The following is a 13,819-nucleotide window of genomic DNA, read 5'->3' on the forward strand; positions in this document are numbered from 1 at the left end:
CGCCCCGGGCGGGCGGGTCTACAGGTGGTCGTCGAGCTCGTCGACCATGTGCGGGAGCAACCGCGTCGCGGTGTCGGCTTCGCGCTCGGCGAGCGGGGCGTCGAGGGTGCCGTCGGCGGTCCGTCGTGCCCACAGCGCGCGGAGCGCCTGCCGAACGGGGTCCTCGGCGCGGCCGTCGGCGATCTCCACATGGGCGAGCCGGAGCACGACCGTGTAGCCGGTGTGGGTGTCGCCGTCGTCGCCGGGGGTGTCGGCCTCGATCCGCTCGACGCCGTCGAGCTCGACCAGGGCGACCCACCGGTGACCGCGGTCGGCGTACATCCGGTCGGCGAACGGCTGGAGAGCCTCGGCGACGCGCTTGATCAGTTGGCCCTTGACCTTGACGGTGGTCATGACGGGGTCCTCTCGGTGGTGGTGGGCGGCTCCTCGGCGACCCACGCGAGCAGGTCGGGGAGCGGAGCGTCGTCGGGGATGGCGGCGGCGAGCACGACGCACAGCGCGTACAGGTCGGCCGGGGGGCGGTCGCACAGGAGCCGGTGAATGTCGACCAGGTCGCGGCGGCGGACAGCTCCGGCGAGCGCGAGCGCGTCGCCGACCGCGGCCTCGGCCCGGTCGGCGGCCGAGATCACGCCGCCACCCGGCGGGCGGCCTTGGCGGGGGCGAGCGCGCGGGACCGCTGGTCGGGGGTGAGCCCACCCCAGACGCCATAGGTCTCGGCGCCCAGGTATGCGGCGATCAGGCACTCACGGCGCACGGGGCACCGGTCGCAGGCGGCGCGCACCTCCTCGGGCACGTGCGGCACCTCGGGAAACCACCAGTCGGGCGACCAGTCGTCCGGCAGCGACCGGCAGACGGCGGCCTCCTCCCACCCGGGGGCGGGCATCCGAGCGGCCCCGGCCACGACGTCGGCCGCAACACCGCGCGCCCAGGCCCAACGGGCGGCCTTGGCCACCTTGTCCGCATACGTGCTGTCGGGTCGTCCACTCCCGGGGGCGCGGCCCGGCTTCTGGGCGGGCGGCGGACCGCCATCGGGGCATCCCGACCGGATCCACCGCTCATAGCAGGCGCGCACGTACCCCTGTGTGCCTCGGCGCTTGCCGACGCGCCCGCACCCGCACGCGCATTCGACCGTGGCGCGCTGGTAGTGGCTCACGCGGTCACGTCCTGTCCGGCCACGGGCCACGTGATGCGGTCGAGCACGGCGCGGTGAGCGGCGGGCATGATGACCGGCGGAACGCCGAGGTGGTCGGCGCCCAGGGCGGCGGCCCACCAGGCGTCGACCTGGTTGTCGTCGGCGAACTCGACCCCGGCGCGCTTGTACAGGGCGAGCGCCATGTCGACCTTGGTCGCGGTGCCCTTGCCCGTGGCGTACTGCTTGATCTGCCCGACCCCGGCCAGAACGAGCGGGATCGCGCGGCGGCGGCACGCGAGCCGGACCGTTCCGGACACCTCGGCGAGTCGGTGCGCGGACGCGCCGCGGGCGCCGGGGGCGTAGTCCTCCAGCACGACCAGGCGCGGCCGGTGGACGTCGAGGAGCTCGGCGACGGCGGCCTCGACGACGTCGAGGCGCGCGAGGTTGTCGTCGAGCGTGCGCGTCTTCCCTTTCGCCTTCGGGGCGGTGATGGTGCCGACGGGCCCGGGGATGAGCGCGTACCCGGACGCTTCGGCGGCCAGGTCGAGGCCGAGCACGGGCGGCGCGTCGCCGGTCCGCTGGCGGCTGTCGGCGAGCTGGGCGCCGAGCGTGTCGCGGAGGTCGCCGAGCTCGCGCTCCTCGGCGCGGGTGAGCGGGTGACCAGACATGGGATGTCCTCTCAACGGGGCCCGGCCGCACACCACACGGGGCGTGCGGCCGGTAGGGAACGGGTCAGGCGCGGGACGTCTGGGCGTGGATCAGCCCGCGGAGGTCGCCGAGTCGCTCGATGGCGTCGGACAACAGGGCGTCGAGCTCGTCGAGGTCGACCAGGGCGCCGCCGAGGCGGCGGGCGTCGAGGAAGAGCGCGACCTCCAGGTCGCCGCTGATCTCGCCGAACAGCGCGGCCGTCGACGCCTCGGCCGGGGCGGCGGTGGGAGCGGCGGTCACTCGGCCACCTCGGCGGCGACCTGGTCGACGGGCACCCACTGCAACGTGAGGACCGGGCGCTCTTCTAGCGCGGTCGCGGTCACCGTGTCGCCCGCGAAGGGCGGAACATCTTGGTATTCGGTTGAGCCGGTCTCGTAGTGGATCTGCCAGACGCGCCCTTCGTGGCGAAACAGCAGCTCCCATACGGTCGACCATCGGCGCTGGTCGATGATTTCCCGGGAAACCTCGACGTCTGCGGTCAGGTCGAACGGCACGCCGAGCGACTCCAACTCGGCGCGAGTGAACTCACGGGTGAGCGGGGTGTCGGTGGGCTCGGCCGGGTCGAGAGAGGGCGTCTCGGTGGGTACGGCCGGGGCGCCGAGGGACGCAAACACGCCACCCATCCCGGCGAGCGCGCCGGACCGCCACGCGCCGAGCACCTCCTCGCGCGCGCCGTCCGACGGCACGTAGGAGAACGCGCCCGTGGGCTCCGGCCGGTCGATCTCGGCGACCTTGAACAGCTCGCCCGTGGATTCGTCGACGAGCTCGCCGTCGGCGGTCAGCCGCTTCTTGAGCTTGTCCCGGTAGGAATCGCGAACCTCAGCTCGCACCATCCCCGGCCGGTTCTGGAGAACCCACAGGATGAGTTCCGGGTCGCCCAGGACGGCGGAGTCGACCCGGTCGACGAGCTCGATCGGCGCGGTCGCCTCGACGAACTCGGCCAGCTTCGGGCCGTTCCAGCGGACGACCGGGGAGGCGTCGCGGATGCTGATCCGGCCGACCTCCGCGCCCGTCGGCAACTGTGCCTGCATCGACTTCACACCGGCTGCGCGAAGCTGCTTGAACTCGTCCTGTGCGGTGTCACGGACGGCGGCGGTCTGGGCCTTGACTTCGTCGCCGAGCACGCGCATGACGGCGACGGCGGCGCCCGGGGTGATCTCCTGCTGTGTCACTGGTCGGTTCCGTTCTGGGAGTGCTGGGCGGCGATGCGGGCGGCGCGGGCGCGGAGGGCGTCGAGGGTCTCCTCGCGGGCGGGGCCGGACGGCGGCCCGGCCGGGGGTGCGGCCGGGAGGTCGGGGCCGACCAGCGGGGCGGGCGGCGGCTCCTCGGCCGCGCGGTCCTGGGCGGCCCGCACCTGGGCGGCCGACGGCTCGACAGGGGCGGGCGGCGGCTCCTCGGCCGGGGGCGCGGGCGGGCGCTCCGCGTCGAGCTCGGCCGCGCGAGCGTGCACCTGGTCAGCGACCCGGTCGGCCGTCGCCTGGTCGATCCGGCCGGAGCCGAGCGCGGACCCGATCGCGTTCCACACGACGCCCAGGTCCTCACGGGACCGGGCGGCGGCCAGCCGCTGGCGAGCCTCGGCGACCCATTCCGCCGACGGGTCGGCGGCACGCCCGCGGGCGGCACCTCCCCGCGGCATGGCGGCCTGTGCGTCGTCGTCATCGGCGGCCGGGGCGGCGCCGGTCACCGCGAGCAGGCAGTACCGCCGCGCGTAGGTGATCGCCGACCCGATCGCCTGCGGGTTGCCGGACGCCGGGAGCGGGTAGACGCCCTCCTCGCGCTCGCCGCTCACGTGGACTAGGGCGTAGGCCAGGAGGAAAGCGCCGTCGACCAGGGTCGGCCGCGCGGTGAACGACAGCCCGACGCTGGCCATGATCGGGAGGAGCTCGGCGGACACGTCGGCGAGATCCGCGTAGGCGTAGCTGTAGCTGCCCTTGTCGCTCTTGACGGTGGCGGTCTCGCCCTTGGCGATACGGGGGAGGCGGCCCTGTAGGGCGACCAGGCCCTCGGCGAGCGTCTCGGTCGGCCAGGCGGCGGACTCGGCGAGCTGCTCGTCGAGCTCGCGCTCCTCGGCGACCAGGAACACGGGCGCGGGCGCGGCGGTGGCGGTCACTGGGCACCCCCGGCGGCGTGGTGGCGGCCCTGGGCGCGGATGGCGGCGAGGAGCTCCTCGGAACCCTGGGTGACGCGGCCGAGTGCGGCCTCGGCCTCGGCGAGCTGGGCGACGAGCTCGGCCCGGTCGGCGGCGAACTGGTCGCGCTCGGCGGTCACCTCGGCGAGCTCCCGCTCGGTCCGGCGGGCGACCGCGCGCCAGTGGCGCCACCGCCGCCCGGCGAGGAGGAGCGTCTCCGAGCCGAGCAGGAAGCCGAGCCAGATGGACAGGGAGAGTGCAGCGGTCACGAACGCGGGGAGGAGGAGCTCGGCAGTCGTCGCGGTCACAGGATCACCACCGGGGTGGAGGAGGGGCGGGCGGTAGGGTGCTGCATAGGGATTCGTTCCTTTCGGGGCCCCCGCGGGCTTGGTCGTCAGGCGGGGGCCTTCGTCATGCCGCGCGGTGCGCGGAGGTCTGGGCGCGGGCGGCGAGCGCCTCGGCGCGGTGACGGCGGATGGTCGCTTCGATCTCGTCGACCGACGGGCCGCCCGGACGGTAGGCCGCGAGCGCGGCCTCGCGCGGGGGCATGGAGTCCCGTGCGATGCGTCCGGCGCGGAGAGCGGCCCCAGCGGCGGCGGCGGCTTCCGGCCACGGGCGGAACGCCATCACGCCGCTTCCTGCCGGTACGTGATGGCGGCGGCCGGGACGCCGAGCGCGTCGGCGATGCCGTTCCGGACGCGGGGGGCGGGGCGGCGGCCCCGCTTCCCGCGCTCGATCTCGCCGTAGTACTGGGGGCTGATACCGGCGGCGCGGGCGACCTGCACGCGGGAGTACCCGAGTGCGGTGCGGAGCGCGACCACCGCAGATGCGTTGATCATGACCCCGACACTACGCACTACTACGCACACTACGCAACGCAAAACCCACAGACTACGCACTCCATCACGCGCACCACTACGCACTTCGAGGCCACAGAGCCCTTACTACGCGGGCACTACGCACTCACTGCGCGCGTAGAATCTTCCGTCAAAAACCTTTGTTTGTGCGTAGTAGTGCGTACACTGACCGCATGTCCTTCCCCACCCACGAGACCGCAGCCACGCGCCGAGCAGCAGGCGCCCTCATCCACCAGGCGCGCAAACAAGCCAAGCTCAGCCAACGCGAGCTGGCCAAGCGCGCGGGCATCTCCGAGACCTGGCTACGCGGAATGACCATCGGCCTCGGCGGCGACGACCCCCAGCGCGCCAACAACGACATCTGGCTCCGACTCGCGAGCGCGGTCCGCGTCGGCCCCACCAAGCTGTTCGCCACCTTGGGCCGTCCCCTCCCCTCGACGGAGGAGCTCGCCGACGTAGACGACTTGGACGACGACACCGAGGAGGACCTCGACCCCGCTATCACTCAGCACATGCTCGAAACTCCCGTGGGCCGCGCTGTATACGAGATCGTGCGCGACATGGCGCGCGACACCTCGGCCATGTCCGAGGAGGAGCGCGCCGAGGTCGAGGAGGGGCTCGCCGAGCGGGTCCGGTCGGACTACACGGTGTGGTTCGACGCGAAGCTCCGCGAGATGGAGCGCCGCCGACGCGGCGACGCGTAGCACGGCGACAGGTTCACAGCACAGATGACCACATCCGGACACGCGTCCCGTAAACCACTACAGCACGGGTTACCACCCAAACAGAGCGCAATCACTCAGTGTAGTAAAAGCCTGGTCAAGCCTAGTGAATCGGACACAAGTCTGATTAGGATGATCATCCGATCTCTCGGATGGAGGACCATGACTGTCCTAGACCACGCCCCCCCAGACGTCCCCCGCGCTCGCCCCCCTGGTGGTCCGCTCCCGCTGTCCCTGACCCTCGACACGCTCCCGCCAGAAGAGCCGTACCGGGTGTACCGGAAGCGCGCCCCCGACGGCACCACCCACACGCTGTTCGTGCTCGCCGACACCCTGACCGGCGGTCGCCTGCTGCACTCCTACACACACCACCTGACGGGCCCCATGCGACCCCTCATCTGGCGCTACGTCGTCCAGGCACCCGACCCCCTCCACGGGCCCGCCGACCCCCGCCTGTACTGGTGGACGGACGACATGCCGGTCACCCTCGACCACGTCCGGTGGTGCGAGATTCACGGCATCACCGACCCGTGGCCCCACGGCCACGACGTCGGCCCCCTCCTCGGCCCGTCCAGGGCATAGGGCACACGCCCAGGGTGGCGCTCCCGCGGGGGCATGGAGCGCCACCCCCACCCCCCGCCCCCACAGGAAGGACCCCCTATGGCAGTCAAGTACAAGCTTGATCTCGACGCACTCCTAAAGGACTACCCCGGCGACCCTGACGGCGATACGCCGATGATCGGCTACATCCGAGTCAGTACCGAGCGGGAAGACATGATCTCCCCGGAATTGCAGGCCGAGCACATCGACAAACTCGCGAAGGCCACCGGACGCCGCATTGTCCTGTGGGTTGCTGATCTCGACCTGTCCGGCGGCGATTTCAAGAAACGCCAGATTGTCGGCCTGATTGAGTCCATTGAACAAAAGCGGTCGGCCGCTGGCGCCCGCGAAATCGGCGTGTGGAAATACAGTCGGTTCGGCAGAAACCGCGCATTGGCTGCGCTTTACCTTGGGCGCTTGGAAAAAGCGGGCGGCCACCTGTTTAGCGCTACCGAGCAAATCGACACCAACACGTCGGCAGGGAGGTTTAATAGAAATGTCCTTATGGACGTCGCCGAATTCGAACGCGAAAGATTCGCGGAGGGCTGGGCCGACGTGCAGGCGTACCGGCGCAAAGCCGGGCTACCCAACAGCGGCCGGGAACGCTTCGGGTACGTCCGCAAAGGCCGGATCCGCGTCGCCCCGGGCCAGTGGCGCGACGACCCCGACGACCCCAAAGGCGAGCGCTACGAGCCCGACGAAGACGGCTACGCAGCCGAATACCGACGCATGTACGAGGACGCCGCGGGCGGACGTTCCGGCTCCTCCATCATCCGGCGACTCAACCGGGCCCGGATCCCGGGCCCGTCCGGCGCGGTCGGCCGCTGGGCGCACTCCACCCTGTGGGCACTGCTCGACAGCGGTTTCGGATGCGGGTACATCCGCCAGCACGACCCGGAATGCACCGACCACGACACCGACAAACACGGGTGGTGCAAAAACCGGAAATGGCTCGACGGCGCGCACCCGCATCTGTGGGCGCATCTGCCCGATGGCGACGCCATACGCGATCGCGTGTGGAAGGCGTACCGGAAGCGGCGCGCACAGTCTCGCAAGACCCCGCCGCAGTCGGTCGAAGCGAAGTATGACCTGACAATGCTGGTCGACTGCGGGTACTGCAAGGCCCGGATGACGGCGCACAAGATGAACCCGGGGAGCACCCGGTACCAGTGGCGGTGCGATGGGAAGGCGCGCGGCACCTGCGAGCACGCGAACTCAGCTTCCGATGAGCTTCTCCGGGCGCGCGTGCGCGAGCTCCTCGCACGCGAGCACGGGCGGCTCGCCGTGGTGCTTGCCGAGGCCGGAGAGCACGAGCTCGACGTCGCCCAGGCCGCCGAGGAGGTCGAGGAGCCGCGGCTCGATGTCGTCAAGAAGCGCATGTCTGAGGTCCAGCGGTCACTAGTCAGCCTCACCAAGAAGTACGCATCTGACGACATCCCCCGGGCGGCATACATCACTACCCGGGATGAGTACACGACCGAGCTCGCCACCCTGGAGACGGAGCTCGCCGAACTGGAGGAGGCCGAGCAGCAGGCCGAGGAGGAGCGGGAACCTGTCGACTACGCGCCCGTCATGCGGGACCTGTTGGACGAGTGGGACACCCTGCCCGCGTGGGCGGCCAACAAGCTACTGAAGGAACTCGTCGCGATCACCGTCACGCGGGTGAGCCGCACTGAGGGAAGCGCGGTGATCCGCACGGCGTGGGGTATCGAGGAGGTCGTCGACATCGTCGAGCCGAAGGGAGTCGCCGCGCGCAAGGCCCGGTCGAAGACGCGTGTCTAATGACATCCTTTTTCGATCGGTGGCATTCTGCACCATCGCGGCGGTCGCCTTCGCCGGGGTCCTCTACGCCGTGCTCACCAGCGGTGCGGTCGAGGACGTCCTCACCGATCTCGTGGTCAATGCGCTCGGCTCGGGTTTTTGACCGGGGCTCGGCCACCGCGGAGGCGGCGATGGTGCTGCCCTCCCTGCTGCTCGTCCTGGCCGTGGCCCTCGGTGCGGTCCAGGCCGCGTCGGCCCAGCTCTCCTGTGCCGACGCGGCGCGCGTGGGCGCCCGGGCGCTGGCCCGCGGCGAACCCCACGACCGGGCCCGCTCCCTGGCGTTGACCGCGGCTCCCGACGGGGCGGACGTGCACCTGTCCGAGGGCGGGGGCATGGCCCGCGTCACCGTACGGGCCCGGCTCCTGTTCGGCCCGGGGATCTCCCTGCCGGTGGATGGCAGCGCCGCCGTCCCCCTCGAACCCGGGAGCTGATCCCGGTGCGCTCCGACTCCGGTTCCGCCACCGTCTGGTGGGTCGCCCTGGGGGCGCTGCTCTGGTTCGTCACCCTCGCCGTCCTCACGACCTCCGCGGCGCGGCTCGACCGCGACCGCGCCACCACCGCGGCCGATCTGGCCGCGCTCGCCGCCGCCGTCGAGGCCGTCCACGGAACAGAACGGGCCTGCGCGCGGGCCCGCGACACCGCCGAGGCCAACCGCGCCTCCCTCGAATCCTGCGTTCTCACCGGCTCCACCGTCGAGGTGGTGGTCGCGCTCCCCTCGTCTTTCATCGAACGGCCCGTCCGGGCTCGCTCCCTGGCCGGACCGGCCGCCGTCTCCTCCGAGGAAGTGGAATGAGTCCTGCCCCCGTCTCCGTGCTGATGTGCGCTCTCCTGCTGGGTGCCCCCGCCCAGCCCGGGGGCGCACCGCCCTGCCCCGCCTCGCCCGTGCCGCAGAGCACAGATCCCGTCGCTGCCGACCGCTCCGGTGTTTCCATCGCTCCCGAAAACTCCCCGCACGCCCATGGTTCCGCCGGTCTCGTCCACGCCGTCGGACCCCGAGAAAGCGCGGGCACCACCGGTGCGGAGGATCCGGTCCACTCCATCGGGCCCACCGATGCCGCGCGCTCCGGCGACGCCCTTAGCTCCGACGCACCCGTCGGCTCCGGAACCCCCGCGGACTCCGGCCGAACGGCTCCTCCCGCCGACCCTGAGCGGTGCGCCGAACCGTCACCGGCCCCCGCCTCCCCGGAACCCTCCCGCCCCGCGCGGGAGAGTCCACGCGACGCGACGGACGCGCCCTCGCCCGTCAGCGAAACGGTGGTGTACCGCACGGCCGCGGCGCCGACCACGACCGGTACGGCGTTGCGGATCGTCGGCAACGTCTCGACCGGAATCCTGGCGGTGCTGTGCGTCGTGGTGTTGGTGCTGCGCCTGTCCGTCGGCTGGCCCCGCTTCCCCGTCCCCTATGAGGGCCAGCGGCGGCGCGGCTCCGGGGACGGGCAACCCTGACCGCCACCGCGCCACCGTGACACCGTGCACACGACCTGGCCCGGGGCCTCAACCGCCCAGGGTCCGGGAGAGCAGCTCGGCGGCCATCGGCACGATGCCGATCAGCACGAACGCGGGCAGGAAGCACAGACCCAGGGGCGCCACCACCAGCACACCCAGCCGCTCCACCCGGGCTGTCCCCCGGGCCCGCAGGGTCCGGCGCAGGTCGACCGCGTGCCGGTCCAGGAGGTCGGCCACCGGTGCCCCGGTGTCGGCTGCCCGGGCCAGGTCGCGCCCCACCGGGACGAGGGGCTCGGGCAGCACCGGGCGCCGCCACGCCTCGGCGGGGGCGGCGCCCAGACGCAGCTGCTCGGCCACCGCTGCCAGTTCCTCCCCCAGCCCTCCCCGCGTCGCCCGGGACACCGCAGTGAGGCAGGCGGGCACCGTCGCCCCGGCGCGGATCCCCGAGGCGAGCAGACCGATCACCACGGGCAGGTCGGCGGTCACCGGCAGCCGTCGCGAACGGGAGCCGGCGCTCCCACGGGCGCGTACCCACAGGGCGGCGCACACCCCGGCCACGACGACGCCCCCGGCCGCGCCGAACAGGGCCACCGCGACGGTCAGCGCGAACGCCCCCGCCAGCGTCGGCCCCAGCAGCCGGACCGGCAGCCCCGGCCCGGCTGGAGCACGGGAGGGCGGACGCAGTTCGCGCGCCGTTCCCCCGGCCAGCAGTACCCACACACATGCGGCTCCCAGGGCCGCGGCGGCCGTCAGGAACATCCGTCCTCCCTCTTCCTTCTCTCTCGTGCTCCACAGCGGCCGGAGCGATGCCGACCGTGTCCAGCCGTTCCTCTCCCCCGGGCCCGGCTCGACGGCCGGTGCCCCAGGCCCTGGTCCCGAACCCCGGACCAGTCCCCGGACCGAGGCGCCCGAAGGGGCCTCCGGGCAGTTCCTCGACCAAGCCCTCGGGTCTGCCGTCCGGGCGTCCGACCCAGGTCTTCGGACCGGAGCCGTCGGCAGGCGCCCGGACCAGACCTCCGGCCGAGGCACCCGGACGGGCCTCCGGTCAGGTCCCCGTGCCGCGGTCCGCCGCCCGAGTCCCGCCGCCCGAGTCCCCCGGCCCGGATCCGGTCAGGGAAAGGCGGTCGCCGAGCGCACCATGCGCAGCGTCCACCAGGCCCCGAGAACGTCCAGGGCCACCCCGCCCACCAGGCAGACCAACCCCAGCGGCGTGGTGAACAGGAACACCAGCGGCGATCCGCCCAACCCCGAGGCCATCAGCAGTCCGACGGCGGGCAGGGCGGCCAGCACGATCGCGGTGGTGCGCGGACCGGTGGTGCGCGCGGCGGCCTCCGTGCGCTGCTCCTCCTGCTCGGTGAGGTTCGCGGCCAGCGCGTCCACCACCTCGGCCAGACCCGCTCCGGTGTCCGCGGCCACCTCCCAGCACACCGCCAGGTAGGCCAGGGCCCACAGGTCCGGTTCGCGCTCCGCCTCGCGGCGCAACGACTCCGCGTCGGTCAGGGCGCCCACCAGCGGACCCGCCTCGGCTGCGGAGATCCGCAGGGCCTCCTCCGGCGGTTGCCCGGCGCGCAGTTCGGCGGCCAGCACCCGGCACAGCACCACCACCGCGGCGCGGCGCCGCGGGCCCTCACCGGTACGGGCCGCCAGCGCCCGCCAGTCCACGGACCACGACACCGGGCGCCGGGGCCTGGGGAGGAGGAAAGCCAACCGGCTGCGCCGCGTACCGGGGACCAGGCACAGCAGCACCAGGCCCCCCGAACAGGCCACCACCGCGGTCACCACCGGCGCCACCCCCCGCCCAGGCGGGCGGCCACCTCGCCCGCCCCCGCGTGCTCCCGGCGGCTGCCGTCGGGGCCGAAGGACACCGCCGGCACCGCGTCCACCAGCCCGTCCGAACCGCGTCTGAGCACCCGCAGTTCGGCCAGGCGCCGCCCGCCGGAGTCCCGGACCAGGTGCACGACCATGACCCGGGTGGCGGCCAGCTGGCTGTGCACGGCGGCCCGGTCCAGCCCGGCCGCGCACCCCAGCGCCTCCACCCGCGCGGGCACGTCGCCCGCGCCGTTGGCGTGCAGGGTTCCCGAACCACCTTCGTGCCCGGTGTTCAGAGCGCCCAGCAGGGACACGATCTCCGGCCCGCGCGCCTCGCCGACCACCAGCCGGTCCGGGCGCATCCGCAGAGCCTGCCGCACCAGGACCTCCAGCGACACCTCGCCGCTGCCCTCGATGTTGGGCGGTCTGGTCTGGAGCCGGACCACGTGCGGATGCTCGGGCCGCAGCTCGGGGGAGTCCTCGGCCAGGACGATCCGCTCCCCCGGGTCCACCAGGGAGAGCAGGCACGACAGCAGGGTGGTCTTGCCCACGATCAAATTATAATACCTCTATACCCCCCTGGGGTACAGGAATGGGAAGAGACCAGGAAAAACAGGGAGAGTGCCGCGTCCCATGAACGACGAGACCTATACACCCCGAGACGGGGACGAGCACTGGCGTCCCGCCCCGCGTGCCCCCAAGAATGAGGCGGAGAGGTTCGTCAACGGGGAGGTGACGGAGGATGGCCGCCCGTAGGCCCAAGCGCGCCGTGCTGCTGTGCCGCATCTCGGACGGCCGCGACCCCGACCGCCGCGCGGTCACCGACCAGGAGGCGGACGGCTACGACTACGGGGCCTACCTCAAGTGGGGCTTCGGGCCGCGTGAGACGCACCTGGTCATCGAGGACGGCGTGTCCGCCTACAAGCGGAGGCGCACCAGGCAGCCGGACGGCTCGGTCATCTGGCGCACCGACCGCCCCGAGTTCCAACGCCTCCTGCGGATGCTGGAGACCGGCGAGGCCGACGGCCTCATGGCCTACAACCTCGACCGCACCATCCGCGACCCCTACGACCTTGAGGACCTGATCGCCGTCGTCAGGTCACGCAAGCCCGCTATCCCCGTCGCCGTCGTCACCGGCACTCTCAAGCTCGGCAACGACGACGAGGTGGCCATGGCGCGCACGCTCGTCGCGTTCGCCAACAAGTCCTCCAGCGACACCGCGCGCCGCGTCGCGAGGTCCGCCCGGACCCGCGCCGAGAAGGGCAAGTTCAACGGCGGCGTGCGCCGGTTCGGACGAGGGGTGCCCACGGGCGAGACCCGCAAGAAGCGGGTGCGCGACAGGGAGACCGGCGAGGTGCGCGAGGTCGAGGTGGAGGTCCTCGACATGAACGCCGTCCGGAAGGACGAGGCGGAGCAGATCGAGAAGGCCGTCGATGACCTCCTCGCCGGGGTGTCCTTCCGCCAGGTCTTCGCCGCGCTCAAGGCCAGCGGCGTCAAGCCCGTCAAGGGCGGCGAGTGGGCCTCTCGCAGCTTCCAGCAGATCCTCCTGTCTCCCCACATCGCGGGCCTGGCCGTCTACAACGGCACCAGCGAGGACGAGTGGCGGGAGCGGGGCGACGACGAGGAGGACGACCGGCGGGGAGAGGACGAGGAGCCCAGGGAGAAGCTCTACCCCGCCGAGTGGCCCGCCATCGTCCCCGAGGAGAAGTGGCGCGCGGTGCGGGAGCTGCTCCGTGACCCGAAGCGGCGCACGTCACCGGGCAACACCCCCAAGTGGCTCGGCAGCCTCATCTACCTCTGCGGGATGTGCGCCGAGGACGGCAAGGAGGCGACGCTGACCGTCGGACGGGGGAGCAGGGGCAAGCGGGCACAGACCTACGTGTGCAAGGAGAAGAAGCACCTCAGCCGGGTCGCGGAGCCCCTGGACGACTTCGTTGAGAGGGTGATCATCGAGCGGCTCAGCAGGGACGACGCGGCGGACCTGCTCCGGACCGACGACCCGGCGGAGGCTGACGTGGTCGCGCTGCGGGAGGAGTCCCTCCTGGTCACCCGGCGGAGGAACGACGCGGCGAAGCTGTTCGCGGCCGGGACGATCGACGCGACCCAGCTCGCGGACATCAGCGAGGCCACCCAGCGCCGCCTGACCGAGATCGAGCGTGTCCTGTCCCGCGCCGCCGAGGGTGACCCCCTCGCGGGCATCGCCGGTCGCCCGGACGCGGCGGAGGTCTGGAAGAGCCGCGACGTCGGGCAGCGGCGGGCGATCCTGCGCGAGCTGTTCACGGTGACCGTCCTCAAGACGGGCCCCGGCCGTCCGCCCGGCCTCAAGCCCGGTGACCCCTACTTCGACCCGCGCAGCGTGCGCGTTGAGCCCAGGAGGAGGCCTGCCGAGAACTCCTAAGGGCAAGGGGTTTCATCTCGGGAACTTTTGGTATACCGTCCGATCCGACAGCCGAGAGGCTGAGCGGAACCTAGTGGACATGCTGACCGCCACCAGACGCATACGCGGGTGGAGAGGTCTGGAGTCCACGGCTCCCCACGATTCGTGAGGGCCGGGTGCGCAACGATCACCGGACGTGATCGCTGTGTGCTCGGCCCT

20 protein-coding genes and 1 pseudogene are annotated in these 13,819 nt (G+C 72.4%); 8 read left to right on the forward strand and 13 right to left on the reverse strand.

Features of this window, described 5'->3' with window-relative positions:
- Positions 1-18 precede the first annotated feature (18 nt).
- From PV789_RS00885 to PV789_RS00930, 10 genes are all read right to left on the reverse strand, one after another.
- A complete protein-coding gene (locus tag PV789_RS00885; RefSeq protein WP_274975726.1) occupies positions 19-393 on the reverse strand; it encodes a hypothetical protein in 375 nt (124 codons plus the stop codon).
- Entirely contained in the window at positions 390-629 is a 240-nt protein-coding gene (locus PV789_RS00890; RefSeq protein WP_274975727.1) for a hypothetical protein, read from the reverse strand. Before PV789_RS00890 ends, PV789_RS00885 begins: the two co-directional genes overlap by 4 nt.
- Positions 626-952: a WhiB family transcriptional regulator gene (locus PV789_RS00895; RefSeq protein ID WP_274975728.1), complete on the reverse strand. Its 327-nt coding sequence runs from the start codon at positions 950-952 to the stop codon at positions 626-628. The genes PV789_RS00890 and PV789_RS00895 overlap by 4 nt, the downstream gene beginning before the upstream one ends.
- A 197-nt stretch (positions 953-1,149) precedes the next feature.
- Positions 1,150-1,800, reverse strand: a complete 651-nt coding sequence (locus PV789_RS00900) for a crossover junction endodeoxyribonuclease RuvC (RefSeq protein ID WP_274975729.1) — start codon at positions 1,798-1,800, stop codon at positions 1,150-1,152.
- A 64-nt stretch (positions 1,801-1,864) separates the two neighbouring features.
- Entirely contained in the window at positions 1,865-2,080 is a 216-nt protein-coding gene (locus PV789_RS00905; protein ID WP_274975730.1) for a hypothetical protein, read from the reverse strand.
- Positions 2,077-3,012 carry a hypothetical protein gene (locus PV789_RS00910; protein ID WP_274975731.1) on the reverse strand — a complete coding sequence of 312 codons (936 nt, stop codon included), beginning with the start codon at positions 3,010-3,012 and terminating at the stop codon, positions 2,077-2,079. Before PV789_RS00910 ends, PV789_RS00905 begins: the two co-directional genes overlap by 4 nt.
- Positions 3,009-3,950, reverse strand: coding sequence for an ERF family protein (locus PV789_RS00915; protein ID WP_274975732.1), 942 nt, complete (start codon positions 3,948-3,950; stop codon positions 3,009-3,011). Before PV789_RS00915 ends, PV789_RS00910 begins: the two co-directional genes overlap by 4 nt.
- On the reverse strand, positions 3,947-4,276 hold the full coding sequence (locus tag PV789_RS00920) for a hypothetical protein (protein ID WP_274975733.1): 330 nt from the start codon (positions 4,274-4,276) through the stop codon (positions 3,947-3,949). Before PV789_RS00920 ends, PV789_RS00915 begins: the two co-directional genes overlap by 4 nt.
- 103 nt (positions 4,277-4,379) lie before the next feature.
- Complete coding sequence (locus tag PV789_RS00925) at positions 4,380-4,595, reverse strand: hypothetical protein (RefSeq protein WP_274975734.1); 216 nt, start codon at positions 4,593-4,595, stop codon at positions 4,380-4,382.
- Positions 4,595-4,807, reverse strand: coding sequence for a helix-turn-helix domain-containing protein (locus tag PV789_RS00930; protein WP_274975735.1), 213 nt, complete (start codon positions 4,805-4,807; stop codon positions 4,595-4,597). Before PV789_RS00930 ends, PV789_RS00925 begins: the two co-directional genes overlap by 1 nt.
- Before the next feature lie 191 nt (positions 4,808-4,998).
- Between PV789_RS00930 and PV789_RS00935 the strand changes: the two genes are divergently transcribed.
- From PV789_RS00935 to PV789_RS00965, 7 genes are all read left to right on the forward strand, one after another.
- Positions 4,999-5,529: a helix-turn-helix domain-containing protein gene (locus PV789_RS00935; protein ID WP_274975736.1), complete on the forward strand. Its 531-nt coding sequence runs from the start codon at positions 4,999-5,001 to the stop codon at positions 5,527-5,529.
- A gap of 291 nt (positions 5,530-5,820) precedes the next feature.
- Positions 5,821-6,129, forward strand: coding sequence for a hypothetical protein (locus PV789_RS00940; RefSeq protein WP_274975737.1), 309 nt, complete (start codon positions 5,821-5,823; stop codon positions 6,127-6,129).
- Positions 6,130-6,207: 78 nt separating this feature from the next.
- Positions 6,208-7,929 (forward strand): recombinase family protein, encoded by a 1,722-nt coding sequence (locus PV789_RS00945; protein WP_274975738.1) that lies wholly within the window; start codon positions 6,208-6,210, stop codon positions 7,927-7,929.
- A gap of 19 nt (positions 7,930-7,948) precedes the next feature.
- Positions 7,949-8,071: a DUF4244 domain-containing protein gene (locus PV789_RS00950; RefSeq protein ID WP_274975739.1), complete on the forward strand. Its 123-nt coding sequence runs from the start codon at positions 7,949-7,951 to the stop codon at positions 8,069-8,071.
- Positions 8,049-8,399, forward strand: a complete 351-nt coding sequence (locus PV789_RS00955; protein WP_302475383.1) for a TadE family type IV pilus minor pilin — start codon at positions 8,049-8,051, stop codon at positions 8,397-8,399. Before PV789_RS00950 ends, PV789_RS00955 begins: the two co-directional genes overlap by 23 nt.
- A gap of 5 nt (positions 8,400-8,404) precedes the next feature.
- Complete coding sequence (locus PV789_RS00960) at positions 8,405-8,761, forward strand: Rv3654c family TadE-like protein (protein ID WP_274975741.1); 357 nt, start codon at positions 8,405-8,407, stop codon at positions 8,759-8,761.
- A gap of 464 nt (positions 8,762-9,225) precedes the next feature.
- Positions 9,226-9,414, forward strand: a complete 189-nt coding sequence (locus PV789_RS00965) for a hypothetical protein (RefSeq protein ID WP_274975742.1) — start codon at positions 9,226-9,228, stop codon at positions 9,412-9,414.
- Between the two features lie 48 nt (positions 9,415-9,462).
- On the opposite strand, the gene PV789_RS00970 is transcribed toward PV789_RS00965, so the two are convergent.
- The 3 genes and pseudogenes from PV789_RS00970 to PV789_RS00980 form a co-directional block, all read right to left on the reverse strand.
- Positions 9,463-10,173, reverse strand: a complete 711-nt coding sequence (locus tag PV789_RS00970) for a type II secretion system F family protein (RefSeq protein WP_274975743.1) — start codon at positions 10,171-10,173, stop codon at positions 9,463-9,465.
- A gap of 351 nt (positions 10,174-10,524) precedes the next feature.
- Positions 10,525-11,205, reverse strand: coding sequence for a type II secretion system F family protein (locus PV789_RS00975; RefSeq protein ID WP_274975744.1), 681 nt, complete (start codon positions 11,203-11,205; stop codon positions 10,525-10,527).
- Positions 11,190-11,771: pseudogene (locus PV789_RS00980) on the reverse strand (ATPase, T2SS/T4P/T4SS family); the annotation flags it as partial. The pseudogene PV789_RS00980 and the gene PV789_RS00975, both read right to left, overlap by 16 nt.
- Positions 11,772-11,965: 194 nt before the next feature.
- On the opposite strand from PV789_RS00980, the gene PV789_RS00985 reads away from it, so the two are divergent.
- The gene (locus PV789_RS00985) at positions 11,966-13,621 is read left to right on the forward strand and encodes a recombinase family protein (RefSeq protein WP_274975745.1); all 1,656 of its coding nucleotides are present in this window, start codon (positions 11,966-11,968) and stop codon (positions 13,619-13,621) included.
- Positions 13,622-13,819 lie beyond the last annotated feature (198 nt).

Source organism: Nocardiopsis camelliae (assembly GCF_028993595.1).
In the GTDB taxonomy this organism is placed as follows: Bacteria; Actinomycetota; Actinomycetes; order Streptosporangiales; family Streptosporangiaceae; genus Nocardiopsis; species Nocardiopsis dassonvillei.